Source organism: Paenibacillus sp. FSL R10-2734, from assembly GCF_037963865.1.
In the GTDB taxonomy this organism is placed as follows: domain Bacteria; phylum Bacillota; class Bacilli; order Paenibacillales; family Paenibacillaceae; genus Paenibacillus_AQ.
This window is the reverse complement of record NZ_CP150170.1, coordinates 171,179-197,883: the sequence shown is the minus strand read 5'-3', so window position 1 is coordinate 197,883 and position 26,705 is coordinate 171,179. Positions and strand designations below refer to the sequence as shown.

Sequence of the window (26,705 nt, the reverse complement as noted above, 5' to 3'; positions counted from 1 at the left end):
TTGGAGAAAACGGACCTTGAGAGTAAAGTTGGCACATATTTTGCTTCTGCTTACTGTGATTTTTACATTTCTACTGTACAGAGGGAGTCTGGACTCTATTGATCATCTGTTACAAGACCGAGTGATGCAGCAAGAACGGCCTGTGGACACTACGATTGCTATTATCGGGATAGATGATCAGAGCTTGGAGGACTTCGGCAGCTGGCCGTGGAGCAGAAATGTTCATGCGCAGCTCTTGGATACACTCTCCGAAGGACATCCAGCTGTGATCGGCTTTGACCTTACGTTCCCTGTAGGCTCGGAGGACCCGGAGGCGGATGCTGAATTCGCTGCGGCTGTGGCCCATGCGGGGAATGTAGTCCTGCCGGTATATGGCACGTTTGCGCCAAATACCGAGCAGGGAAAGATCGAAGTGCTGGAGTTATCCCAGCCGTTTGAGGCCTTAAGGGAAGCAGCGGATGCGACAGCCCATATCAATACCATTACCGACACGGATCGTGTAGTACGTAAGGCTCTTTATTCTTTTGACTATGAGGGAGAGTCTATTCACAGCCTGTCATGGACGGTCTATCAGAAATATCGAGAGGCGATGGGGGGGGTCGCTGATCCGCAGAAGCTTCCGTTAGATAAGTTTGGACGTTTCTATATCCCCTATTCAGGCAGTAATGGCGCCTTTGAGGAGATTCCTTATTCGGCGGTGCTTAGCGGAGAGGTTCCACCATCCTATTTTGAGAATAGAATCGTGCTCATTGGGCCTTATGCTACAGGGTTTAAGGATGACTTTCTAACACCAATTAGCGGCAAAGACACGTTATACGGCGTGGAAATACATGCGAATATCATTCAATCGCTGCTGGACGATAATTATAAACGGGTGCTGGATTGGAAGTGGAACGAAGTAGTGTTGGTGCTAGTTGCACTCCTGGCGTATCTACTATTCCGTAAAGGGAAGATGCTATATTCCTATGTGGCCATTGCGGCCATTATTGCACTCTTTATTTTTGCAGGGCGTTATTTCTATGATCGAGGAACAGTAATTTCACTAGGTTATGTGATTCCGTTTCTAATTCTGACCTGCATTATTGTAATAGCCTTTCAATATATAGAAGAACTGATGGAGAAACGTAGAGTTACGGATATTTTTGGCCGATATGTTGCTCCGCAGGTCGTAGATCAAATTCTCAAGAACGGTCAAGAAGGGCTGAAGCTGGGAGGAAGTCGCAGAGAGCTAACCTTGTTATTCGTTGATATTCGCGGATTCACCCCGTTGTCGGAGGCTGCTGAACCGGAGGAGATTGTAGAGATCCTGAATGAGTATCTGGATCTGACCGCGGGTTGTATTTTTAAATATGATGGCACGCTGGACAAGTTTATCGGGGATGCCACGATGGCGATTTTCAATGCACCATTACTGCTAGAGGATCATCCGATGCAAGCGGTAAAGGCTGCTTGGGCGATGAAGGAAGGCTCGGCAGCGGTGGAGCAAAAGCTGTTCGAACGGTTTGGGCTTGTAGTGAAATTTGGCATCGGGGTACATACTGGCCCTGCTGTATTTGGGAACATCGGCTCTAAGACTCGGATGGATTATACAGCGATTGGAGACACCGTCAACACGGCGGCCCGTCTGGAAAGCAATGCGAAGCCTGGACAAATTCTCATCAGTGAGGCTACTTACGCTTTTGTAAAAGATAGAGTGTTCGCCGTTTCATTAGGAGAGATCAAGGTAAAGGGCAAAGAGCAAGGAATCAGCGTCTATGAATTGGAGGGAATGAGATGAAGTCGTTAAAGCTTACACTGTCGTTTATTCTGTTGTTCAGTATTCTTTGGCCAGCTATTGTCACAGAGGCGAAGGATAGCGTCAAGGTGGGGAAAATAACAGCGGTCTCAGGCAAGTCTGAGGTGAAAAAGAGCGGAGGGACGAAGAAATTCAACGCTTTTAAAGGGATGGCGATTACGCAAGGTGATACGATTATAACAGGCACTGACGGGCAAGTTAGTCTCGATCTTGATGCTAACAAAGAAGTTACAATTGGAGCAAACACTACGCTTACCATCAGCCAATTAGTCGAAAGCGCAAAAGCGCTGGGCGGTAAGACAAGCCTGAAGCTGCAAAACGGGCAAGTCCTGATCAAGGTGAAAAAGAAGCTGGATGGAGACTCTCGCTTTGAGATTGAGACACCTACGGCCATCATGGGCGTTATGGGCACAGAGTTTTTTGTTAGTGTTAATCCTAGCCAAGACAATCCAGCTCAGGCTGGAGTGTTAGGAAATAACGGTTATCTGGGGGTTCTGGAAGGAACAGTTCATGTGGTTTCGTCTATTAATTCCATGGCGGATGAGCTTATGATTGGAGCTTCCCAACAGCTTACTATGATGAATGAACAATGGGCGACACAAGGGCTGTCCTTGGAGGTGTTGCCGCTATTTGTTCTGGAACAGCATTTTAAATATTTGCAGGAAGAAAAGAAGTTCAACGAAGCGGAGAATCTCGAACGTATAATGCAGCAAAAGAAAGACGCTATGGCGGCCGCGCTGAACGGAGTTAAACCGACACCAACGCCAACATCTCAGATTATTTATTCTGAAACTACTTCCTCTAATTCTGGCATAGTGGTTGTGCCGACACCACCTCCGACAACGACACCGGAACCACCAGCGCCGCCGACTCCAACACCGACGCCGGAGCCAACGGCAACGCCAACGCCAGAGCCAACGGTAGCGCCATCACCGACGCCGGAACCAACGGCATCGCCAACACCGACACCAGAGCCAACGGCATCGCCGATACCGACACCAAATCCACTTGGCGCGCCTGAGATAGACCAGCAGGAATTTAGAGAACATATCTATGACTATCTCGTCAGTGATACGGAGATTGTGTTGCCGTTTACAGCACCGATAGCCTTTAATATCGCAGATGACCCTAATCCTGATGCTGCGAGGGATGGGGTGAGTGTCACTTTGAATCAAAGCGAGGACAAGCTCGATTTAGGTGAGGTATACATTCGAGAGAATAAGCTTATTATTCAGCTATTTGAATCACTCCCTTATAGCTCACTCGTTCAAATCAAGGTTAACGGTGGTTTGTTAAAGAATGCCGAGACCGAGGGGAAGGTTCAGGAAGAAGATCAACAGATAGCAGACGGTGGTTTTACCTACGAGGGACTGATCACTCCTGGTTATTTTAACCATACTGGCCCTGATCCTATAGGTGAAGATGAAGCACCGGAATTTATCATCCATTCACTGGGTTATGAGGTAGGGGAGATTAGATATCGTTATGAATATGTTGGAGAGCCAATTCCTCTGAGAAATACGGATTATATTCTGAATCGGAACGATGAGAATACCTATACGCTTAAACTATCTCCGGAATTTTTGAATGCACTAATTCCTGAGCCTTATATCGTTACCATTCCTCTTGTAAGGATTGAAGATACAGAAAACGGCCCTGTAGAGGTAATAGACAACCTTCAGATTAGATTATCTTTGTTATTTTAAAGGCGCACTGACCTTCGAGAGGAGAAAAAATGTAATGAAAAAGGAACTCATCTCCATCGTTTGTGGATTTATGCTCATAAGCGGATCACTATCCAGTATCGTTACCGCAGAGGCAGTGCAAAACACAAGTGGTGACGTTCAAGGGACTATCACGCAGAATGCTTCGTCTAATGCTGTATTCTCTCTTAAACAGCCTTGGGGATTGACTGCCGTACCTGGTAGCAATGACCTTATTATCGTTCAGTCGGGAAACGGTACGATCAGCAAGTGGAGTAATGGAGAGCTGCAGACAGTGGCTGGACAAGGTGCTGAAGGATATATCGATGATAAGAGTGGCAAGGCCTTGTTTAATCATCCGACGTATACCGCTGTAGACAGTAAAGGCAATATCTATATCAGTGATACCGACAATCATGTTATCCGTAAAATAAAGAATGGAGAAGTGTACACCTTCGCAGGAACGGGAATCGCCGGCTATAAAGATGGACAACCCAATACGGCGCAGTTTAACGCTCCAGGTGGTTTAGCTGTAGACAGCAATAACAATGTATATGTAGCCGATACGCTGAATCATGTGATTCGCAAAGTTACACCGGAAGGTATTGTGACTACTTTTGTGGGTCAGCAGGGGAGTAATGGTGCATATTTAGACGGAGCAGTAGCTTTGGCCAAATTTAATGAGCCTGTGGGTCTTGTGTTCGATGAAACCGGTAATCTTTATGTGGCTGACAGTGGGAATCAGATGATCCGGTTGATTAAAGGCGATAAGGTTGAGACCTTTGCAGGCAAAGCAACCAGTGTTGATCCTGTGACTGGCTATATGACTGGAGGGTTCCACAATGGAGATCGTCTGTCGGCGCTGTTTAATCGTCCTCGTGGACTGGCCTATGCCGATGGAGTGTTGCTGATTGCTGATAGTCTGAATCATCGCATTCGGGCCATTCAGAAGGATGGAAGAGTCATCACAGTTGCAGGGCAAGCCACCTCGGGAGATCAGGTTGGAGCATTGGATAAAGTGATGTTTAACCAGCCTTCTGGCGTTGCGATTACCTCCGGGAACTTGTATGTGACGGATACGCTGAATAACAAGCTGAAGGTCTTGAACCTCGATCTGCAAGCCCTTAAGCCACTGCGTAGCGAGGCTGATCTGCTTGATGCAGTCTCGCTACTACCAGCGGGTAAGAACATGCAAGTATGGTTGGACGGAGTGCAGGTGAATTTAAATACTGCTACTCTACCTCTTAAGGAGTCCGATAAAATATATTTACCGGTTAGAGCGTTCTTTAGCTCATGGGGAGCGGACGTTCGTTGGGATGCGGCAAGCAAAGAGACCGTGATTCGCAAAGGGGATTGGACACTCACTTTAAAGCCGGACGCGAGCCTTAATGTGCAAATCATAAAGGGTACTTTGTATGTGGCAGCCGATTATTTACCGACTATTTCATCCTTTATGCAGGTTTATGATGAGGACAGTCACGCGATTGTACTGGAAAGTGGTCAATAATTATTTGTTATATTCTTTATAGGAGTTTAGGCTGTCGAGAAAATTCTCGACAGCCTTTTTTATGACGATAATCCTTCTACGACTTTATCAATATTCCACTTGATCATCTTAATGTATGTGTCACCGTCTTCGCCTTTTTTAGCTAAAGAATCGGTGAAAATCTTAGAATGTATCGGTACTCCCGTTTCAATGGAGATGGTCTCCATTGTTTTCGGATTAACGCTCGTTTCCAGAAATAAAGCTGGCACTTGATTTTCGTCAATAATGTTAATGATTCGTTTCATTTGTTCAGGCGTGCCTTGACTATCCGTATTGATCTCCCAGATGAAGGCTGATTCAAATCCGTAGGCTTTTGAAAAATATTTGAATGCTCCCTCGCTTGTAACAAGGATGCGTTTCTCTTGTGGGATTTTCTCTACCGCTTCTATGGCATATTGATCTAATTCATTAAGTTTTTTAACATATTCTGATTGATTATTCAGATAAAATTGTTTGTTGTCCGGATCTTTTTCGATTACACGTTTAGTGATAATATCTACATATTTTATTGCATTCTGAATATCGAGCCAGGCATGAGGATCTACCTGAGTTTCTTTACCCTTTTCACTTAGGTACAGGGGAGATACTTCATCGGAGACTGCAAAAGCAACATCCTTTTTATTAGTGACATCAAGCAGGTCCTGAAACCATCCCTTACCTGTCTCTAGGTTCATTCCGTTATAGAAAATGATATCTGCGCTAGATACTTTACTTGTATCCTTCGGTAATGGGTCGTACATATGCGGATCTGTTCCGATAGGAACCATACTGTATACTTCAGCTTTTTCCCCAACAATGTTTTCTGTCATATCCGCGATAATGGAGTACGTCGCAACAATCTTCAGCTTATCATTGTCTGTTTCTCCTTCACTAGCATTTGAACAAGCGGTAAGAATTAAAATGAACATTGCCAAAGAGAGAATCCTTATGTGTTTCATCCTTGTTTCAACCCTTTCCTCAGGAAATTATTTTTAGGTGAGATGATAAATGAAATAGCAAACAAACTTACACCTACCAGAACAATGGTGGCACTTGTGGGTAAATTGAATCTAAAGCTTACAAACACGCCTAATATTCCGGATACAGCGCCGATTGCAGAAGCTACAATAATCATGTGGATTAGCTTATTCGTCCAGAGATAGGATGTAGCGGCAGGAATAACAAGCATTGCAATAACAAGCACAATTCCTACTTGAGATAATGAAGATACGGTAACCACAGATAGCAGCATCATCAATAAATAATGGTAGAACCCTGTTTTTAACCCATAGGCTTTAGAGACAACCGGATCAAACGAACTCATTAAAAGCTCTTTATACAACAATGAAATAACGGCGATAACAACAAGCATAATAATAAATGATTGCATTAACTCGGACTGTGGGACGGCCAGAATGTTGCCAAACAAAATATGAGTCAGATCAAGCCCGCTCTTGGCAAAGGTGATTAGAACAATACCTAGAGCAAAAAACGAACTGAGAATAATCCCGATAGAGGTATCACTTTTGATATTGCTGCGGCTTGTAATAAATTGAATGAGAATGGCTGCTAGAAGTCCAAATAGTGAGGCCCCCAGAAGAATGTTGATCCCTAATATATAAGATAACGCCACACCAGGGAGTACAGCATGGGACAAGGCATCCCCCATCAAAGACATTTTTCTAAGCACAATAAAACTCCCTAAAGCTCCTGATACAATTCCAAGGATGATCGCAGATAATCCGGCGTTAAGTGCGTATATCGGAATATTTAATAAACTAGAGAAATAATCAATCATTTTCAGCACCCCCCATTCCTTTGACCACCAGATTACCTAAGGAGGCACCATATGCTCTGAGAATATTCTCTGATGTAAAGGTATCTTTAACGTCACCAAAAGCAATAAGCTTTTTATTTAGAATGATAACTTTGTCAAAATATTCTTCGACTTCATGCAAATCATGATGAACGATCAGTATGGTTTTCCCTTCCTCGCGAAGATGCTTAAGCAGTTCTACAATAATCTTCTCACTGACTAAGTCGATACCGACAAAAGGCTCATCTAAAAAAAATACATTAGCTTGCTGTGCGAGAGCCCTGGCAATAAAGACCCTTTGAAGCTGTCCTCCAGATAAATTGCTAATCTGTTTGTCTGCAAGGTCACTAATATCCACCATTGCCATGCATTGTGCGACCCTTTCTCGCTCTTTTTTTCCGGGACGCTGAAAAATCCTCAGATTTGGGTAAGTTCCAGTTAGGACAGTATCCTTTACTGTGATTGGAAAGGTAAGATCAATGTCATTTTTTTGCGGCACATATGCTATCTTGCGTTTATATTCAGAAATGTCTCTCCCCTCTATCATCACCGTTCCGGTTCTCTTCTTGATCACCTCTAACAATGACTTAATGAATGTAGATTTACCGGCACCATTCGGCCCGATAATTCCTACCGTATGTCCAAAAGGGATGTCTATATTTATATTTTCCAGTGCAGAATTACCGAAATAATCCACGTTAAGATTTCTAATTTCGATCATGAAAAAACTCCTCGTCTTAAAGATGTACTAGCTTGTTTCCTATAAGAAACATTTGTTATCAACTTCTAATTTGTTTCCCTAGGTAAACAATTATTCTTAGGTACAATATATTTAACAATGGGCAAAATGTCAACGGGAATTTCAAATTTAATTTGATTGTGAATAAATCCATACTTGACAGGTAGGAATAAAGGGGTATATGATATCAGCAATACTTAAACAGTAATTAAATGAATAGTGAAATAATCCATCCGAGCCGATTGGACCGCCAAAGGCTCCCGCACTAATCCCTTGTTAGGGGTATGTGCTGGGAGTCTTTTTTTGTTGGCTATGGAGAGAGATGAGGTAGCAATGAGCGACAAGTACTGGAGGCAGCTGGAGGAGACAGATTGGGTATTCCGCAAGGTGGTCCGTAGATTCGTTAAGGAGCGGGATAAGGTCACCGTGGAAGGTATCTCTTTACCAGGCATGCTAATTCTGCATAAAATCATTCGCGAGGGTGAACAGCGGCTTGGAGACTTAGCGGATGAACTGGATTTCACGTCAGGTGCGATCACCGCGCTAAGCGATAAGCTGGAAGCCGGCGGATATACCGTGCGCAGACGCAAGGAAGGGGATCGCAGGACGGTGATGCTGGACATCACGGACAAAGGCCGAGAGATGGCAGAGCTTAACAGCAATATCGGGGAACGATGTATTTCGCTTCTGTTTGAGGATTTTACGGAAGAGGAATTGGCGCAGCAAAGTCACTTCTACCAGCGGATCATCAGTAATCTGGAGGGATTCTCGGATGCCTTGCTGAAGCTGGCGAAGGAGAATGCTGAGGGTGAAGCCTCGTTAATCCTTGAACAGAAGCCACGAGCCTCTTCAAAGAAAAGTAATTATCTTAGCTACTAAAATAAATCGAATATAGGAGAGATGAAACATGGGACATTCAACCATTTATCCAACTGGAGCAACCGTATATAATCCGGGCAAAGCATGGAGTGGCTACACTGTATTTCAGGCTGGTGAAGAAGGCGTTGTACTGATTGATATGAACGGTAAAGAGGTGCACTTGTGGAAGGGACTGCTTGGATTTCCGGCCAAGATCTTCCCCGGTGGTTATGTATTAGGCAGCACAGGAAGAAGAGATCCGAAATTCGGCATACAGGACAATGTAGATCTGGTTCAGGTCGATTGGGACGGCAACATCGTATGGAAATATAACAGCTATGAACATATAGAAGATCCGGGTTATGAACCACTCTGGTATGCTCGCCAGCATCACGATTATCAGCGCGAAGGTAATCCGGTAGGATATTTTGCACCAGGGCTTGAGCCCAAAGTAGACGGTGGCAATACTTTAATCCTCGCTCACAAAAATATCTACAACCACCAAATCTCCGACAAGCAGTTGCTAGATGATACGATTATCGAGGTTGATTGGGAAGGGAATATCGTCTGGGAATGGGCTCCGAACGAACATTTTGCAGAGCTAGGCTTTGATGAAGCGGCCAAAAACGTACTTTTTCGTGATCCTAACTCACGCTCCTTCGGGAATCTGGGTGGCGGTGTTGGAGACTGGCTGCATATCAATTCGGCCTCCTATGTAGGCCCAAATAAATTTTATGATGCGGGTGATGAGCGGTTCCATCCGGATAATGTGATCTGGGATGCGCGAGAAGCCAATATTATCGCGATTACGGATAAGCGTACGGGAGCCATCGTGTGGAGAATAGGTCCAGACTACTCGTTACCAGAATTGAAGCATATTGACTGGATCATTGGCCAGCATCATGCGCATATCATTCCGAAGGGTTTGCCGGGAGAAGGCAACTTACTCGTATTTGATAACGGAGGTTGGGGTGGTTATGGTCTTCCAAATCCATCTTCTCCCTTTGGGCAAAAGAATGCACTCCGCGATCACTCGCGAATTCTGGAGATCAATCCAGTAACACTCGAAATTGAGTGGCAGTATACCGCGGCAGAAGCAGGCTTCTCCGTTCCTACTGATTCTTATAAATTCTACAGTCCTTACATCAGCTCAGCTCAGCGGTTGCCGAATGGCAATACCTTAATCACGGAGGGCTCCAACGGCAGATTATTTGAAGTTACGCCAGAACATGAACTGGTGTGGGAATATATCTCGCCATTTATAGACTCCAGAAATACGAACATGGTCTACCGTTCCTACCGTGTACCTTATGCGTGGGTACCACAGCTGGAGAAGCCAGTGGAACAAGCGATTGAGGCAATAGATGTAACGCAGTTCAGAGTACCAGGGGCCGCACCTAAGGGATCGGATTCTGTAGTAAGTGTAGCGACAACCCTACCGTTTGTTGAGGGAGCTGCTTGTGTAGCGACGACAGATGAAGGAAGTAGCCGCAAAGCCAATTAACAAATTCGAGGGGGATGTTGTTTTGAAAAAATCATGGATCAGCTCAAGCTTTCTGCTCTTATCCTTATCGTTGGTGATTCTTTTGTCAGGCTGCAGCTCCAAAGGCGATGCGTCGCCTTCGGAGGATGGAGCGGCGAGCGGCAAAGAAGAGACGTTGAAGATTAAAATTGCCGACATTAATACGAATCCGACCTTTCGAGTGGCGTTAGATAAGGGGATATTTGCTAAACACGGGATAGACGCTGAACTAGTCAACTTCGGTTCTCCGGCAGAAGGCGTAAATGCACTCTTTATTAAACAGGTGGATGTGGCTTTCGGAGCGGACTTTCCCTTACTGAATGCAGTTTCGAAGGGAGATTACTCGATCATCGCCTCGGCGGGTCTGGCGACAGATGAAGCTTCTACAGAATGGAAGCTGTTCGTACAGGATGATATCAAGACAGCTGAGGAGCTGAAAGGCAAGAAGCTGAGCTTTATTCGCGGAACCTTCATTCCGTACCTTTGGGATGAATATTTGAAAGAAAATCAGCTTGCTTTAAGTGATGTGGAGTTGATAGGACAGGGAGCATTCGATGAATCTTATATCGCTTTGAAGCAAGGGGCTGTGGATGGCGCATGGTTCTATGGTTCAGTTCTTAATGATAAGCTGGGTGCCCTTGCAGGCGTACATGAGCTGACGGATATGTCCAAAACAACCGTGCGGTTAGGTATGGGCATTGTAGCAGGAAATGATTTTGTAGCTAACAATCCACAGGGGATCGCGAGCTTTCTCGCAGCAGTGGATGAAGCTGGGGTCTATGCACAGGCTCATCCAGATGAGGTTGCCGATCTGATGTATGAGGAAGTGAAGCAGCCTAAGGAATCTACGATCAAAGATCTTCCAAACAATCCATGGGCCCTCGGATTCACGCAGGAGGCTTATGACAGTCTGACTAAGCAGAAGCAATATATGGTCGACACAGGAATCATCGAGAAGGATTTCGATCTGGATCGCAAGCTGAATCTTGAGCCGCTGGCGAAGGCATTGCCAGAAGAGGTTACGTACAAGAAATAGGAGGGTTCAGAATGTCATTAACTGCTAAGCAGAACACCATTCATATTGAGCAGCTTCGCAAGAGCTACAGTGAGCCAGCCGCTGGAGATGTTCACTACATTATTAAAGATGTGAATCTCGTAATAAAAGGTGGAGAGTTCTTCGTTCTACTAGGTCCAAGTGGCTGCGGAAAATCGACGCTGCTGAATATGATCGCCGGATTTGTCTCCAAATCCGGCGGTAATCTGCGGGTGGATAACGAAGAGGTGAATAAGCCTGGCAGAGACCGAGCGGTGGTGTTTCAACAGGCGGACTCCTCTTTATTCCCTTGGTTGACCGTCCGTGAGAACGTGGAGTTCGGACTGCGAATGAAGAAAATCGCAAAAGCAGAACGGCGCTCCATATCGGATCGGTATATCGGACTTGTTGGATTGAACGGACACGAGGAAAAGTTCCCGAAGGAGCTATCAGGAGGTATGAAGCAGCGTGTTCAGCTGGCTAGGGTGCTCGCGAATGATCCGGCGATCCTGCTGATGGATGAACCCTTTGGTGCACTCGATGCGATGACCCGTAGGACGATGCAGAAGGAGCTGGTCAATATCTGGCAACAGACGCATAAGACGGTGATTTTTGTAACTCATGATATTCAGGAGGCATTGCTGCTAGGGGAACGGATTGGCATTATGTCTGTAGGACCTTCCTCCAATATCACGGATATCTATGACAATACACTGCCTTATCCACGGGACGTAGCCTCACCGGAATTTTACTCGTTGTACAACCAAATTCAAAGTCATTTCGAAGAATAGGATAGGGTGAGATAGATGAGGAAATGGGTGGAGAAGAAATGGGTTTCCGTATCCATACTATGGATTACCGCACTCTGCATTTGGCAGCTTGGGGCAGTAATCTACGGCCCTGATGTGATTCCCGGGCCTTGGAGCACGCTCAAGGGCGGGCGGGAGCTGCTAGAAGACGGTACTTTGATGCAATATATCGGGATTAGCTTTTACCGGGTGCTCATTGGCTGGGTATTGGGTAGTTTAATGGCGATTCCCGTAGGTCTGATTATTGGAAAGGTGAATGTGATTCGTATATTTGCGGAGCCTTTTCTGAACTTTATCCGCTTTATCCCGCCGATTGCGTTCATTACATTGTTTCTAGTATGGTTTGGCATTGGGGAGCAGTCGAAGATTGCATTGATTATGTACGCTACCTTTTTTATCGTGGTGCTAAATACCTTAACCGGTGTGATGTCTGTGGAGGAGGATAAAATCCGTTCAGCCCGCAGCATGGGGGCTAGTGAATGGCAAATCCTAATTCATGTGATCGTTCCGGCGACGATACCGTATATTTTTACGGGGATCCGGCTAGCGATGGGCACCTCGTATATGGCAATCATCGGTGCTGAAATGATCGCTTCAAACGAAGGTGTAGGGTATCTGATTTGGAATTCTCGATTATTTTTCCGTACAGACTGGATATTTGTCGGCTTGTTCTGCCTTGGCTTTATGGGCTTCTTTACGGATCGGATGTTCGGCTGGTTCGGTAAAAAAGTGCTCTACAGATACGGCGTAGTTAGTGTGGCGGCGCGTAGAAGGTAGTGCTTTAATATAACGCAAACAACAGACTGCCTGAAGGGTTCAGGTGGTTTATTGTTTGCGTTATTTTTTATTTACAAATACTTTTATCCTCTTTAATGCCGCGAAAATAGAACGCACCTATACTGCTATTGAGTGCATACTTTGTTGACGGTTAATGCTGTGGAGCTGAGGTAATAGCATACGATGTACGGTAGAGGTAGAAGGAGCGTGAGTAGAATGACGGAAATGACCAATAAACTCATTGTGGTTGTCTTGGACGGACTTAGATATGATGCAGCTCGCAAATACATGGGGTATTTAGAGCATCTTGTGGAGCAAGGTTCCTTATCTTGTTACCGAGTACAGTCGGAATTACCCAGTCTGTCACGCCCTCTTTATGAAGTGCTTTTGACGGGTACACCCGTGTCCAGAAATGGAATTACGGCCAATCATATTGTGAGACCCAGCCGTGAAGAGAGTGTATTCCATCTAGCAGTGGCCGCTAATTTGCGAACAGCTGCAGTCGCCTATCATTGGGTCAGTGAGCTGTATAATTCGGCTCCCTTTAATCCGCTGGCTGATCGCCATCAGCATAATGTGATGAAGCCAATTCAGCATGGCAGCTTTTATTTCGAGGATCACTATCCCGATAGCCATGTGTTTGCCGATGCTGTGTATTTACGGAGTGCGTATGATCCGCATTTCCTTTACATTCACTCCATGAATATAGATGACGCCGGACATCGTTATGGCGGTGAGAGCAAGGAATATGAGCTTTCCGTGCGTACTGCCGACGGTTTGCTGGCTACTGTTTTGCCAATCTGGATGGAGCAGGGGTACAAGATTCTGATTACGGCAGATCATGGAATGAACGCAAATGGGTACCACGGTGGGATAACCTCTTCAGAGCGAGATGTGCCGTTATATACGTTTGGAGTAGATGCATTATCTCTGGAAAAAGAGGCAGAAGCACTCCCTCAGCTGCGGATGGCTCCGTTAATGTGCCATTGCTTGGGCCTTGCCCCTTCGGCTGCAATGAGTAAGGAAGGATTGCCACCACTTGTACAGAGACAGCCTCATCAGGAAGTGGATGAACCCTTGCCATTAGGATGAAAATAAAATTGTGAAGCACGAGAAAAATCATATACGAGAACGATGGGTTTTTGTATAATAATTAGTATATTTTACCTAATTAGGGGGTTTTCTATTGAGTGCTTCTAAAGCTCTGAAATGGATTACAGGCTCGTTTGAAATTATTTTGGCAATACCATTTTTGGGTGCTGCTATTGTAATTGGCACTTGGTACTCCGCACTGGGATTTATGTTTATTCTTCATCTGGTTACTTTGATTTTATCTTTAAAGAACAATGAATCTATCTATGGTTCAGTGCTCGGAATTATAACTTCTTTATTGGCTTGGATTCCATTAGTGGGATGGGTACTACACTTGATTACAGGGATTCTGTTGATGGTAAGTGGCGGGCAGAAGACTCGTTATCCTTCGAATCATACATACCGCCAATAATTAGAAATATCCCAATACAGCCCGATTCGGACGTTTGTCCGATCGGGCTGTATTCATGTTATAATGAGGGCACATTTTAGCAGCAAGAACAGAGAGGAGGCACATCCATATGGAAGTAACAGCACAAGATGTAGCGGAATGGATGGTGAAGGAAATTCGTTTTACGGGTACCTTGCATCAGACTGCGGCGATTGAATATGTGAAAGAGAATTTCGGAGAACAATTTGTATTTGTGAATGAGAACGGCAATGCCTCACTCTCCAAAGATGTGAAAAAGGCTTTCCGTAAGCTCCATGGCGGGAGAATTGCTTGGGATCGGGACGGATTTTTGTGGGCGTGGACCTAAGCTGGAGCATAGCACAATATATTAAAAAGCAAGTTTCCTAGGAAGAGGAAACTTGCTTTTTTTGCATGTGAATCATACGGGAACTTCTCTTTGATCCTTCGCCATAGGTGAGCTACATAGAGGGCATGGTTTTGAGGTTAGATGATCCTCAGCCCCGCCAGCTTTCATGCGTGTCCAGCCAGGACAACTACTGCCTGTGCAATTCCATACTGGAACGACATGGGTTTTTGTTGTAGTTGCACGGCTGGTCGGCAAGGATCTTGTAGTTACTGCTCTTGTAGTTACTGATCTGCTCACCGTAGTCGCCGCAGTAGCAGAAACGGCAGATCGGAAGGCGGATAACATGAAGCGGGAAACTTCCGCTTTTTTACCCCGATGCTGTGCAGGTGAGCTGATAAATAGCTCCTCTCGGGCTCTTGTAACGGCCACATACGCCAGTCGTCGTTCCTCCTCCAGTGCTGCTAAGCTTGAAGCTCCGCTGCTTCCGGCTGCAAGCTTGCGGTCTTTTAGCCGATCACCCTCCAGTGCAGAGCTATGCGGAAGGATTCCCTCAGATGCTCCAATTAAAAAGACTACAGGAAACTCTAGCCCCTTGGATTTATGAATGGTCATTAGTGCGATCCTTTTGCCTTGCTCTTTAGTGCCAGGTTGACGATTATGCTCGTTACGCTCCGTAACATTATCTATAAAATCAAGAAAGGCAGGGATGCTGTCGAAACGCGCCGCGGAGGATTCTAGCTCATCTAGCATTTCTTTTAACGTCTCGCGATGTAAGGTTGCTTGATGCCGTTCATTCGCTTCGATGAAATAATCGTAGAATTGGGTACGAATCTGCCGGATCGCTTGTACCGGGGTCAGTTCGCGTATATTCCGGATTAGATCGAGCCGATCTCTTAGCTTAGCTCCTTTGAAATCCTCCATGCCGGGCATGGACAACAGGTGAATTAACGGTCCTTGCTTGGGCTGTCTAGCCTCCATCTGGCGGATGTGATTCATGCCTTTTTCACGGTTCATATATAGCGTTGGTAGGATATTCTCCATAGCCGCAAAATTCCGCCGATTCACGGAGAGTCGCAAATGATCCAATACCGGAGAGATCAGCCAGTGCTCGTACAATAATTGTCCTTCCCCGTAATCAATATAGGGAATATCGCGTAAAAGGAGCAGTTCGAGAACCGCCCGATTGCTGCTGGACGCTCGGTATAACATGGCGAAGTCGCTATATTCTCTTTTGCCGCTAGAGACCTCGTTTAAAATATGCTCGACCATCTGCTCGGCTTCTTCATCTGCAGTTTGTGGACGCATATACCGGGGCTGACTTCCGTTGCCTTTGGCCGCTTGCAGGGTTTTGGAGCGCCGACGTGTATTGTGCTTGATAATGCCGTTGCCAAGTCCAACAATAGCTGGGCCTGAGCGATAGTTAATATCGAGTGTAATGACCTTAGCTCCTGGATAGAGCTTCTCGAACTCTAGAATGAACTCGCTACGCGCTCCGTTGAAGGAATAAATCGTCTGGTCATCGTCACCAACTACCATTAGATTATGCTGCGGGTGAGCGACCATTTTGACAAGTTCGTACTGCAAGGCGTTCGTATCTTGGAACTCATCGACCATTACATACAAATATCTCATCTGCAATTCTTGCAAAAGCGCCGGACGCTCTCGCAGCATCCGATAGGCGATTAGGAGAACATCATCGAAATCGATTTTGAAATTGTCTAGTTTCCATTGCTCGTATATTTCTAGAATGGATTTCATTTCTTTCTCGGCGGTGGTTCCTTCTGGCAGATCTTCCACGGTGCCAATGTTCATTTTGCTGGAAGAGAGCAGAGATAGTAAGGTTTCCGGTGGATAGGCATCCTTCGGCAGCCCAAGCTCGCGCATGATTTGCTTCAATAGGATGTGCTGGCGCCGCGTTTCGCTGAAAATCTCCTGCTGCAATCCCTGTCTGCGCAAGAAAAACAAGAAAAAGGAATGGAACGTACGAGCCTGCAGCCGCGCGACATCTGCTGTGCTGACTCCCGGGAGCAGGGCGATTCGTTCGCGCATTTCTGCTGCGGCTTTACTAGAGAAAGTCAGCAGTAGTAGCTGACTCGGCGAGACGCCGCGCACGGACAGCAAATAACCGGTTCTGCAGATCAGAACCGAGGTTTTGCCGGAGCCTGCACCGGCCAGTGTCAGCAGCGGTCCTGTATGATGCCGCACGGCGGCAATTTGCGGGCGGTTAAGCAGGATGCCGCCTTCCTCCAGCCTACGAAAATAAGCGGAGTCGCCGTCCTCCCGCTTCACCAGTTCCGTGCTGGTCTGTGCTGAAGCTACTGCCGCCTGTGGAATGCGTTCGCCAGTAGCACCCAGCGGGATATTATGAAATAAGAGCTTATTCAATAGATTCACCTTCATATATTTCTGTTTAGAGTGAGCTCAAAAAATCTAATTCTATGACGATTGAGTTCATCTTAAATAGTGTCTTAAATTTAGCCAATCTACAATATACCATCCCAGCGTTTTTGCTGCACAGAAAAAAATGCTGGATATAGTGTGGGTAAAGGGTGGAGTTTGGGTAAAGTGTGGAGTTTGGCTGCGTGAGTGGGAATTGCTGGAATGGGGCTCTGTGGGGAATGTACGGTATAAATCCCGTAGAAATGTTGGAATGGGGCTCAGTGGACGAAATGTGCGGTATAAATCCCGTAGAAAAGCTGGAATTGGGCTCAGTGGGCGAAATGTGCGGTATAAATCCCGTAGAAATGCGGGAATGGGGCTCTGTGGGCGGAATGAACGGTATAAATCCCGTAGAAATGTTGGAATGGGGCTCATTGGACGAAATGTACGGTATAAATCCCGTAGAAATGCGGGAATGGGGCTCTGTAGGTGGAATGTGCGGTATAAATCCCGTATAAAAGCTGGAATTGGGCTCAGTGGGCGAAATGTGCGGTATAAATCCCGTAGAAATGCGGGAATGGGGCTCAGTGGGCGAAATGTGCGGTATAAATCCCGTAGAAAAGCTGGAATTGGGCTGTGTGAGCGAAATGTGCGGTATAAATCCCGTAGAAAAGCTGGAATGGGGCTCAGTCGACGAAATGTGCGGTATAAATCCCGTAGAAAAGCTGGAATTGGGCTCAGTAGGTGGAATGTGCGGTATAAATCCCGTAGAAATGTTGGAATTGGGCTGTGTGAGCGAAATGTGCGGTATAAATCCCGTAGAAAAGCTGGAATGGGGCTCCGTGAGCGAAATATACGGTATAAATCCCGTAGAAAAGCTGGAATGGGGCTGTGTGAGCAAAATGTGCGGTATAAATCCTGTAGAAATGCTGGAATGGGGCTATGTGAGCGAAATGTGCGGTATAAATCCCGTAGAAAAGCTGGAATGGGACTCAATGTGGGAGATGTACGGTATAAATCCCGTAGAAAAGCTGGAATGGGGCTATGTGAGCGAAATGTGCGGTATAAATCCCGTAGAAAAGCTGGAATGGGGCTCCGTGAGCGAAAAGAAGGGCATAAATGCCCTAGAATAGAGCAAATTGGGCACTATGAGCGAAAAGAAGGGCATAAATGCCCCAGAAAAGAGCAATTTGGATAGCCCGTAGTTAGGTATCGAACTTTCACAATCATCCTTCCCACGCATCACAGATTTGTCCGTCATACGTATCCCACTCAGCTGAACAATTCTGTGATGCTTATCCCTCTTCTTGTCCCTCTCTTATGTTTACAATAAGCCCATTCCCTTTCCTTATCATGTTCATATCCTAAAGCAAAATCATGATATGGAGATGACCCTATGCCCTCGTCCATTAAGGTTCGCATAAGACATGCCGTGACCATAGATGTATTGATTCCGGCAATCGAGAAGGATTTGGCTACACTTCCCTATGTTATTGACGCTGTCCGCAAACATGTTAAGCATCCGATAGGTCGAATTCTGATTGTTGCTCCAAAAAAGACACGGATACTAGATTTCTGCCGTAAAAAGGGCTGCACATTTGTCGATGAGAATACGGTTCTGCCGATTACAAAAAAAGATATCCATTACCGTTCACGGAAATGGGAAAGATCCGGCTGGTTGTTCCAGCAATTGTTGAAGCTGAATGGTGACAAGCTGTGTACGGCTGATTATTTTTTAGTCATTGATGCAGATACGGTCTTAATCGCTCCTCATCGGTTCCGTGAAAAAGGAAAGACGATTTTTTACAGCCGTAATTGGAGTCAGCCTCAGTACTTTGCAACCTATAAGAAGCTGATGGGTAAGAAGGCGGCGTCCACTTCCTCTTTTGTGACGCATTATATGCTGTTTGAACGCAGCCAATTGACTCAAATGAAAAGAGAAATCGAAATCAAGCATCAAAGGCCCTGGTATTCGGCGATTTTACACAGCATGAACCGCACCAAGCAATTTGCCTTCTCTGAATTCGAAACCTATGGAAATTACCTGTATTCGAAGGAACGTGGGGGCATGAAGATCCAAAAGTCTCGCAATAAAGGCCTCCATATGAATGCAGGTCAGCTATCCAAGCAGAAGCTGAGCCACCTGGCGGCAAAGTATAGATCGTTGTCTTTTCATAAACGGAAAGGGTATGTGAGAACAGCGAGTAGTAAGTCCAGCGCAGGGGGGCGATAGGGTTGCAGATCGTGCTCCTTTCAGGGGGATCGGGGAAGAGGCTGTGGCCGCTGTCGAATGAGATCAGGTCAAAGGCATTTTTAAGGCTTCTTCCAACAGAAAATGGCGGTATGGAGTCGATGATCGAGCGAGTATGCAGAGGGCTGGAGGAGGCAGGATTGCTGGATTCTAGCTGCATTGTCACCCATCGCAGTCAGGTGGAGATTACCCGGAAATCCGTTGGCGATCAGGTTTCCTTGCTGGCGGAGCCGCAGAAGCGGGGAACCTTTACTGCGGTCGCTCTCGCGGCGAGCTACTTGCACTCCGTGAAGAAGATAGACCTAGAAGAGATCATAGTGGTCATTCCGGTGGATTCCTATGTGGAGGCTTCTTTTTTTAAGCAGCTTCAACGGTTTCCCAATGTGCTTTCAGAATCACAGGCGGATATTGCTCTGATAGGGGTTACACCTGAATTCCCCTCCACACAGTTTGGATATATTTTACCAAGTGAAGGTTCATGTGGTACGTCCTTTTTAAATGTTGATCAGTTTGCAGAGAAGCCGGATGAAGCGAGGGCCGCCGAATTTATTTCCCAAGGAGGGCTCTGGAATTGCGGTGTGTTCTCCTCTTCGTTAGGGCACTTGCTCTCTTGTATGGTTGGAAGGGATATCCCCGTGGATTACATTCAGCTGCTGGAGCGTTATGACAAATTGCCAGAACGAAGCTTTGATTATGAGGTGTTAGAGCACACGCGGCGAGCGGTAGTTATTCCCTATAGTGGGGTATGGGCGGATATTGGCAGTTGGGATGCGCTTACTCCTCATTTGCAGGAAAAAGTAATTGGCAGGGGGAGTATTTCTGAGGATTCAAAAGGAACACATTTAGTCAACGAGCTCTCTTGTCCCGTGCATGTCATCGGTGCCCCAGGTTTGATCGTGGCGGCAGGTCCGGATGGTATTTTGGTTGCAGGGATAGAGCAAGCAAAACGGATTAAGCAGAAGCTGGAGGGTCATGCCGCAAGGCCTATGATTGAAGAAAAGCGGTGGGGAAGCTCGCGCATTCTAGATTTCTCTCGTACAGCAGCAGGTGATGAGGTTACGACTTCCAAAATCACCATGCTGGCAGGGAAGCACACTAGCTATCATTTTCACAGGCATACTAAAGAAATATGGTCTTTTCTTTCTGGTAGCGGAGAGTACCGTATGAACGGCATTCTTCATGTGGTTGCTGCCGGAGACACGGTTACGGTTCCTGTGGGTGCGAGACATGGTCTGCGGGCGATTACAGCGCTCGAATTGATCATCATTGAATTAGCGTCATTTCCTGACGCTGAAGATTATGTGCGTGTTTCTACCGGATGGGAGGGGGGGGGAAGCTCCCTTGATAATTAACGATATGGAGTGAAATAAATCAACCGGGTCTTTTTGAAACCAGCGTACTAGTCCCGGTTGATTTTTTGAGCGTAGCCAGTTAACATCAACGCATTTACAAGAGTTATAGATCTGAGCTACCTTCGAATCTTTTGGATGGAAATCGGAATGTGACCTCCGTTCCCAGTCCTAGAATACTGGTAATGGACAAGCCGTATTCTGGTCCGTACATTAGCATAGCCCGGTCATTTACATTTTTGAGGCCATAGCCTATAGACTGTGATTTAAGCAGAAGATTGAGTCGTTCTTGTGGGATGCCAACGCCATTATCCTTTACTTTGAAGATGATACACTCTTCCACCATTTCTCCGGATAGAATAATTTTGCTGCCTTCTTCTTCTTCTCTATTCTCGATACCATGAATAATAGCATTCTCAATTAGAGGCTGAAGCATTAGGTTAGGCATGTAATAAGAGAGAATGGCCTCGTCGATCTGATACTCTACCTCAAAGCTGTTGCTATGCATGTTAAGCTGAATTTGTATATAAGATTGTACATTCAATAGTTCATCTGAAACTGAAATAATATTATTCCCTTTATTCAGCGTAGTCCGATAGAACGTGGATAGAAGCTGCGCCATTTCACTTATATCTGTTGCATGGATTCTAATGGCTCTCCAATTGATGAGCGAAAGAGCATTATATAGAAAATGAGGGTTAATCTGAGCCTGTAGGGCTTTCATTTCATATTCTTTTCGTGAAATTTCCTCAATATAGACCTTATCGATTAACACTTTAGTTTTGTCGACCATGTTGCCAAAGCCTCTAATTAAATCCCCAATTTCATCTTTGGATGTGCTAGTGACTGTGACTTCCAGCGCCCCCTCTTCTACGGTGCGCATATTATTGCGCAGGCGCTTAATTTGTGAATTGAACTTTCGAGAGAACAGATTGGCAGTTATAGCAACGGCGGCAATACAGGCAACAATAACAAGCCCAATTGTCGGGATGATTTTCCAAGCAGAATTCGTAATTATCTTCGTAGGTTTGAATAGCATAACTGTCCATCCTGATATAGGAACTTCAGATTGTAATACAGTGTACTTCGTATTTTTCCAATGTAGCGTATCCAAGCTGTCTGTGTTATCAGAAGAAGTATATCCCTCTATGCCAGGTGAAGCATAAATCGACTTTCCATAAGTGTCTTTGACGAGAATCTCTGAACCTTGAGAGAGTAAGGGGTCAAAAGGCTTGAATAGCGAATTGTAATTCACACGTGCATGCAGCACATTTTCTTTAGGATCTTTCTGTTTCGTATTAATAATGCGTCGAACAGCAAAAATCTCCTTGTTATCCGTAAACCACAGAACATCAACTGATTTCATCAACATCTGGTACCATTGTTTCTGTTTAATATCATTTAGGGGTCTGACGGTACTGCCGTGTGCCAAAAGATTGCTCCCTGTATACAGTGTTATTTGTTCGACACCTGTATTTAGATACCGTGCCGTATTGAAATTTTGGTCAATCACATGGGTTAACTGATCATACATTTCATACATACTTGTATAGGTATGATTGGCTGAATTAATAATTTCCTGATTAAAACTCAAGAAGTTCATAAGTTTATTGTAGACATCCAGTTGACTATTTAAAGCTAAGGCCCCTTGATCTAAGGCTGCTTTTAAATCAGATTTGGATTGCTTAATCAGGGATGATTTGGCTTCTTGATAGCAGAAACTTCCCAATATAATAACAGGAATCATACTGATTAACATAAATGAAAGCATGATCTTGGTTTGAAATCTCAAGTCGCGAATATTTTGCCTAAGTGTCCGCCAAAGTCGCATATTGCTCCTCCCGATATACAGAGGATTTCTGATTATATTGTCTATATTTTTCTGGTGTGTACCCATAGAAATCTCTGAAATTTTGGCAGAAGTATGAAATATTGCGATAGCCTACTGCGGTACAAATGTTTGAGATTTTTTGATGCGTATTTATTAACAACTCTTTTGCGTTTTGCATGCGGACATTCTTAATATATTTATTAAGCCCACAGCCTGTCTGCTTCTTGAATATAGAGCTAAGATAATGTGGAGATAAATATACTTTAGCAGCAAGCATTTCCAAACTTAGATCATCTGCATAATATTGTTCAATATATTGTTTGACGGCATCGACATCACGGTTCTGAGTAGGCTCATGGTTGGTAGAATTCTGATCAATCCGAGCGATACCTTCAAATATTATATCTTTGATATCCCGCAAATCTTCAGATCCATATATAGTCTCGACGGCAGTCTGCAGCTCCATTTCTGATATAGGCGCAGCTTGTGTCATGATCTCCTGATAGATTGTGGAGAACATATACTTTACATACAGATGTGAATACTGTACTTGATGTACGTATTTTTGATATAAGATTTCAGTATTTGCCCGTAAGCTAAAAACATCTTGATCCTTCAGATTATTTCGAATCTGATCCAGTAGATGGCTATCTGTAAGATCTGGATACAGGGTCTCAGAGAAATTTAAGTCGTTTTGCGTATTGAATACAAAGGTATCTGGGAGAAAAAAACGATATTCCATCAATTCTTCTAATGAAGTCAAGAGTGAACCTAAATCTAGTATCGAAGTTACTTCCTCTTTCATAGCGAGATAACAATTCACTTTATATTTATCAAGGATACAATGATGCAGGTGCATTGCTGAATTATTATCAAACAGGGAAGAATGGAATTCTTGCTCGGGAAACAGTAGTAGACTTTGACATCCGTTTAGATTCAAGTAATCAGCAGATGTGTCTATTAAATCAAGCACAAACTCTTCGAACTCCGAGTCCACAGATTCAAAAAAAGGCTTATCGAATTCTAACAACAGCATTTTATTGTAATGGCTGGGTAATTCAATGGACAACTCTTGAAGAGGAAGAGGGCTTCCGATGCCATTGACTAGAGAGAAGAGTATATGTTTTTTCACATAGCTTAACTTTCTTTGTGCTTTTTCTTCTTTTTGCTGCTCGATCTTTAATTCCTGAATAACTTTTTCTAAAGTAGTCTGGAATGCTTCAATGTTAACCGGTTTCAAAAGATACTCTGATACACCCAGGGAGAGGGCTGTTTTGGCATACTCAAATTCAGCGAACCCACTGAATAAGATCACCTTTAATTTGGGGAATAGCTTTAATGCTTCCTTTGTTAGCTGCAATCCATCCATTATAGGCATCCGCACATCGGTAAATAGAATATCGACAGAGTGTGCGCTTACATATTCAAGTGCTTTACGACCGTTTTCTGCAACATGCAATTGGAGTGGGAAGCCAAGCTCCTTAATGAGGAAAGCAATCCCCTCTCGCTCCTCCTTATGATCATCCACCACTAATATGGATAACATTATGTTCCACCTTTCGACATGTAGTGACATTGATATTGTAGTATAACATCTTCGACCGTAGCAATTTTCCTTCGACATTATCGTCATAATGAGTATTTATTGGTGTAAAACACAATTATTTTGCGTTTACGCTGGATAGTAACAATCTATAAACTTAAAGGAGTAACAATATGAACTTTCCCGAAGCTGGCCGGCGCTTTGAAATCGTTTTCTAATATGAGCTTTTTTATAGAACAAGGGAGGCTTTTTATAATGAAACATAAATTGAGAAAATCAAGCTCCATAATATTAACATCACTATTAGCTGTTGCTATGGTAGGTTGTTCGAGTTCTAATAATTCTGCAGCATCTACCCCAAAGATAGATGCAAGTGATCCTGCATGGAAAGAAGCACAGACGACTCCGTTTGGCGCCTATCCTGAAACGGTTACTTATTCTGTTGGACAAGTAGCAACGAGCTATTCAGCACTTGCGGGAACGTCTTATGAGAACGATAATGCCACAAACAATGTGTGGACAAGATATTTCAAAAATAAGCTGAACATCCAAAACACAACATCGTTTGAAGCTAATGATGGTACAGACTACAGTCAGAAAGTTTCGATGGCGATTGTAAGTGGTGAAATCCCCGATCTTATGGTGGTTCCTGATTACGCGACATTGCAACAGCTTTATGAGAACGATCTGATTGCAGATCTGACGGATGCTTATGAGAATACTGCCAGCGATCGGATTAAGGAAATTTATGATTCCTACGATGGACGTGTTCTGGATAGTGCAAAGTTTGATGGCAAGCTAATGGCTATACCAACTACTGAAATCTCACATGGTCCTGGTATCCTCTGGCTTCGCAAAGATTGGATGGACAAACTGGGACTTGCAGAGCCGAAATCTATGGCTGATGTTGAGAACATTATTACGCAATTTGTAGAAAAAGATCCAGGTGGTAACGGAGCCGGTAAAACGCTTGGTCTTGTTGTTGATAATGAAAACGTTGCCGGTGTTTCGGGTGGGCAATTCTCATTTAATAATATCTTTTCGCTATACGGTGCGTATCCAAAACAGTGGATTGATGATGGAAGTGGAAAGGCTGTATACGGATCTGTTCAACCAGAGATGAAGCCAGCACTGACCAAGTTGTCTGAAATGTATAAGAATAACTTGATTGATCGTCAGTTTGCAGTACGTACTGGTGATGATCGCAAGGCGCTACTTACAAGTGGAAAAAGTGGGTCTTTCATGGATAACTGGTGGGGAAGCTGGACTGTGGCTGACACGCTTAAGCTGAATCCAGAAGCGAAATGGGTATCTTATGTTGCCCCACAATCAGAGGATGGCTCGCTTACAATGTTCACTGGAAATCCTTCTAGTAGCTATCTGGTTGTTCGCAAAGGCTATGAACATCCTGAACTTGCAGCCAAGCTTGTGAGTGTTCAATATGACTACCAGCGTTACCAAGAAAAAGATGCAGAAGCTTTGAAAGAATTTGAAGATTATAAGAGCATGAATGTTGGCGGATCTCCGCTCGCGATTAATATCGATTATTATGACGCTTTCTATCGTAATGTTGACATCATGAAAGAAGCATTAGACACAGGCGATACAAGTAAGTTAAGTAGCAATGAGGATTTAACGGCTTATAACTCCTATAAGAAATTTCTTGATAGTGAGAAGAATGGAGAAGCACCAGACTCCAATGCATGGGCTGGATATACCTCCAGTATTACGACAGCTAATTTGGTGAAAGCCTCTAATATTAAAGAAGTAAATCCAGTATTCTTTGGAAGCACATCTTCCATGACTTTGAAATGGCCGACCCTTACTAAAATGGAACTTGAAATGTACTTGAAGATCATCACAGGTGAGCAAACACCTGACGCATTTGATAAGTTTGTAGAAAGCTGGAATAAAACTGGCGGCGACGTAATTACTAAGGAAGTTAACGAAGCGATAGCAACCAAATGATGTTGAAAGAGATGATCCGTAAATGAAAAACAAAAAAGATCAGACAGCATTCCATTTCATGATGGCGCCAGGCATGATTTTCCTAATTATCTTTTCGTTTATTCCAATGTTTGGTATTATAATGGCTTTTCAAAACTATGTTCCGGCTAAAGGAATGAGTGGTTCGTCCTGGGTAGGTCTTGATAATTTCAAATTTATGCTCCAAATTCCTGACAGCAAACAGATTTTCAGTAATACGATCGTTATCGCGTTATGGAAAATTATTGTGGGCACTTTTACATCTATCGTGTTTGCCTTGTTATTAAATGAAATTCGTGTGAAGTTTGCTAAGCGATTCATACAGACGGTTGTTTATCTACCGAACTTCTTGTCATGGGCGATCTTGGCAACTGTAGTCATGAACATCTTCTCTTACGAAGGTCCCGTTAATGCAATGTTAAGTTGGTTTGGTATTGACCCGGTCTTGTTTATGGCCAGCAATACCTGGTTTAGACCGATGCTTGTGTTAACAGATGTTTGGAAAGGTTTTGGGTACGGTTCAATCATCTACTTGGCTTCCCTGACATCCATTGATCCCGGACTTTATGAGGCGGGCTCCATTGATGGAGCCAACCGGTTTAAGAAACTGTGGCACATCACGTTACCAGGCTTGATGCCAACCATTTTGCTGGTCACAACCTTGAACTTGCCGAATGTATTAAATGCTGGTTTTGATCAGATATTCAATCTGTATAATCCTTTGGTGTATCAATCTTCGGATATTATTGATACTTACGTTTATCGGGTGGGACTGGTAGAAAGACAATACAGCTTAGGTACAGCAGTTGGCCTATTACGGTCAGTCGTTGGTATCGTACTGATTCTTTCTGCGAATAAATTGGCCCAAAAACTTACGGATTATCGTATTTTCTAAAGAAAGGGGGGTTCTCCCATTTACGCATCTAACATCAAGGGTCG

Annotated in this window: 23 protein-coding genes; 17 read left to right on the top strand and 6 right to left on the bottom strand. The window is 44.5% G+C overall.

Annotated elements, in window-relative coordinates:
* The first annotated feature begins 16 nt into the window (after nucleotides 1-16).
* The 3 genes from NSS67_RS00830 to NSS67_RS00820 are packed head-to-tail and all read left to right on the top strand — an operon-like array spanning nucleotide 17 to nucleotide 5,005.
* Nucleotides 17-1,777, top strand: coding sequence for an adenylate/guanylate cyclase domain-containing protein (locus tag NSS67_RS00830; protein WP_339317899.1), 1,761 nt, complete (start codon nucleotides 17-19; stop codon nucleotides 1,775-1,777).
* Nucleotides 1,774-3,501: a FecR domain-containing protein gene (locus NSS67_RS00825; RefSeq protein ID WP_339317898.1), complete on the top strand. Its 1,728-nt coding sequence runs from the start codon at nucleotides 1,774-1,776 to the stop codon at nucleotides 3,499-3,501. The genes NSS67_RS00830 and NSS67_RS00825 overlap by 4 nt, the downstream gene beginning before the upstream one ends.
* 34 nt (nucleotides 3,502-3,535) lie before the next feature.
* On the top strand, nucleotides 3,536-5,005 hold the full coding sequence (locus tag NSS67_RS00820) for a stalk domain-containing protein (protein ID WP_339317897.1): 1,470 nt from the start codon (nucleotides 3,536-3,538) through the stop codon (nucleotides 5,003-5,005).
* Nucleotides 5,006-5,064: 59 nt separating this feature from the next.
* On the opposite strand, the gene NSS67_RS00815 is transcribed toward NSS67_RS00820, so the two are convergent.
* Genes NSS67_RS00815 through NSS67_RS00805 form a run of 3 tightly spaced genes read right to left on the bottom strand, consistent with a single transcriptional unit; the run spans nucleotide 5,065 to nucleotide 7,557 of the window.
* A complete protein-coding gene (locus tag NSS67_RS00815) occupies nucleotides 5,065-5,982 on the bottom strand; it encodes a metal ABC transporter substrate-binding protein (RefSeq protein WP_339317896.1) in 918 nt (305 codons plus the stop codon).
* Nucleotides 5,979-6,821: a metal ABC transporter permease gene (locus NSS67_RS00810; RefSeq protein ID WP_339317895.1), complete on the bottom strand. Its 843-nt coding sequence runs from the start codon at nucleotides 6,819-6,821 to the stop codon at nucleotides 5,979-5,981. Before NSS67_RS00810 ends, NSS67_RS00815 begins: the two co-directional genes overlap by 4 nt.
* Entirely contained in the window at nucleotides 6,814-7,557 is a 744-nt protein-coding gene (locus NSS67_RS00805; protein WP_339320464.1) for a metal ABC transporter ATP-binding protein, read from the bottom strand. The genes NSS67_RS00810 and NSS67_RS00805 overlap by 8 nt, the downstream gene beginning before the upstream one ends.
* A gap of 333 nt (nucleotides 7,558-7,890) precedes the next feature.
* Between NSS67_RS00805 and NSS67_RS00800 the strand changes: the two genes are divergently transcribed.
* From NSS67_RS00800 to NSS67_RS00765, 8 genes are all read left to right on the top strand, one after another.
* Nucleotides 7,891-8,457, top strand: a complete 567-nt coding sequence (locus NSS67_RS00800) for a MarR family transcriptional regulator (RefSeq protein ID WP_339320463.1) — start codon at nucleotides 7,891-7,893, stop codon at nucleotides 8,455-8,457.
* Nucleotides 8,458-8,485: 28 nt separating this feature from the next.
* Nucleotides 8,486-9,940: an aryl-sulfate sulfotransferase gene (locus NSS67_RS00795; protein ID WP_339317894.1), complete on the top strand. Its 1,455-nt coding sequence runs from the start codon at nucleotides 8,486-8,488 to the stop codon at nucleotides 9,938-9,940.
* Nucleotides 9,912-10,994, top strand: coding sequence for an ABC transporter substrate-binding protein (locus tag NSS67_RS00790; RefSeq protein WP_339317893.1), 1,083 nt, complete (start codon nucleotides 9,912-9,914; stop codon nucleotides 10,992-10,994). Before NSS67_RS00795 ends, NSS67_RS00790 begins: the two co-directional genes overlap by 29 nt.
* A gap of 11 nt (nucleotides 10,995-11,005) precedes the next feature.
* On the top strand, nucleotides 11,006-11,782 hold the full coding sequence (locus NSS67_RS00785) for an ABC transporter ATP-binding protein (protein WP_339317892.1): 777 nt from the start codon (nucleotides 11,006-11,008) through the stop codon (nucleotides 11,780-11,782).
* 15 nt (nucleotides 11,783-11,797) lie between these two features.
* Nucleotides 11,798-12,577, top strand: coding sequence for an ABC transporter permease (locus NSS67_RS00780; protein WP_339317891.1), 780 nt, complete (start codon nucleotides 11,798-11,800; stop codon nucleotides 12,575-12,577).
* Nucleotides 12,578-12,793: 216 nt separating this feature from the next.
* A complete protein-coding gene (locus NSS67_RS00775) occupies nucleotides 12,794-13,669 on the top strand; it encodes an alkaline phosphatase family protein (RefSeq protein WP_339317890.1) in 876 nt (291 codons plus the stop codon).
* A 94-nt stretch (nucleotides 13,670-13,763) separates the two neighbouring features.
* On the top strand, nucleotides 13,764-14,081 hold the full coding sequence (locus NSS67_RS00770) for a hypothetical protein (RefSeq protein ID WP_339317889.1): 318 nt from the start codon (nucleotides 13,764-13,766) through the stop codon (nucleotides 14,079-14,081).
* A 109-nt stretch (nucleotides 14,082-14,190) separates the two neighbouring features.
* Nucleotides 14,191-14,427: a hypothetical protein gene (locus NSS67_RS00765; protein ID WP_339317888.1), complete on the top strand. Its 237-nt coding sequence runs from the start codon at nucleotides 14,191-14,193 to the stop codon at nucleotides 14,425-14,427.
* A gap of 72 nt (nucleotides 14,428-14,499) precedes the next feature.
* Here the strand turns inward: NSS67_RS00765 and NSS67_RS00760 are convergent, their stop codons facing one another.
* Nucleotides 14,500-16,812 carry a UvrD-helicase domain-containing protein gene (locus tag NSS67_RS00760; RefSeq protein ID WP_339317887.1) on the bottom strand — a complete coding sequence of 771 codons (2,313 nt, stop codon included), beginning with the start codon at nucleotides 16,810-16,812 and terminating at the stop codon, nucleotides 14,500-14,502.
* 197 nt (nucleotides 16,813-17,009) lie between these two features.
* Here NSS67_RS00760 and NSS67_RS00755 point away from each other — a divergent pair, with 197 nt between their 5' ends.
* From NSS67_RS00755 to NSS67_RS00740, 4 genes are all read left to right on the top strand, one after another.
* A complete protein-coding gene (locus NSS67_RS00755; RefSeq protein ID WP_339317886.1) occupies nucleotides 17,010-17,324 on the top strand; it encodes a hypothetical protein in 315 nt (104 codons plus the stop codon).
* 27 nt (nucleotides 17,325-17,351) lie between these two features.
* Nucleotides 17,352-17,939, top strand: a complete 588-nt coding sequence (locus NSS67_RS00750) for a hypothetical protein (protein WP_339317885.1) — start codon at nucleotides 17,352-17,354, stop codon at nucleotides 17,937-17,939.
* 263 nt (nucleotides 17,940-18,202) lie between these two features.
* Nucleotides 18,203-19,039, top strand: a complete 837-nt coding sequence (locus NSS67_RS00745) for a DUF6492 family protein (RefSeq protein ID WP_339317884.1) — start codon at nucleotides 18,203-18,205, stop codon at nucleotides 19,037-19,039.
* Nucleotides 19,040-19,050: 11 nt separating this feature from the next.
* Nucleotides 19,051-20,409, top strand: a complete 1,359-nt coding sequence (locus tag NSS67_RS00740; protein ID WP_339320462.1) for a sugar phosphate nucleotidyltransferase — start codon at nucleotides 19,051-19,053, stop codon at nucleotides 20,407-20,409.
* 103 nt (nucleotides 20,410-20,512) lie between these two features.
* Here the strand turns inward: NSS67_RS00740 and NSS67_RS00735 are convergent, their stop codons facing one another.
* Complete coding sequence (locus NSS67_RS00735) at nucleotides 20,513-22,237, bottom strand: sensor histidine kinase (RefSeq protein WP_339317883.1); 1,725 nt, start codon at nucleotides 22,235-22,237, stop codon at nucleotides 20,513-20,515.
* Nucleotides 22,215-23,783 (bottom strand): response regulator, encoded by a 1,569-nt coding sequence (locus NSS67_RS00730; protein WP_339317882.1) that lies wholly within the window; start codon nucleotides 23,781-23,783, stop codon nucleotides 22,215-22,217. Before NSS67_RS00730 ends, NSS67_RS00735 begins: the two co-directional genes overlap by 23 nt.
* A gap of 252 nt (nucleotides 23,784-24,035) precedes the next feature.
* Here NSS67_RS00730 and NSS67_RS00725 point away from each other — a divergent pair, with 252 nt between their 5' ends.
* Nucleotides 24,036-25,748, top strand: a complete 1,713-nt coding sequence (locus NSS67_RS00725) for an ABC transporter substrate-binding protein (protein WP_339317881.1) — start codon at nucleotides 24,036-24,038, stop codon at nucleotides 25,746-25,748.
* Nucleotides 25,749-25,770: 22 nt separating this feature from the next.
* Nucleotides 25,771-26,661, top strand: coding sequence for an ABC transporter permease subunit (locus NSS67_RS00720; RefSeq protein WP_339317880.1), 891 nt, complete (start codon nucleotides 25,771-25,773; stop codon nucleotides 26,659-26,661).
* Nucleotides 26,662-26,705: the final 44 nt, after the last annotated feature.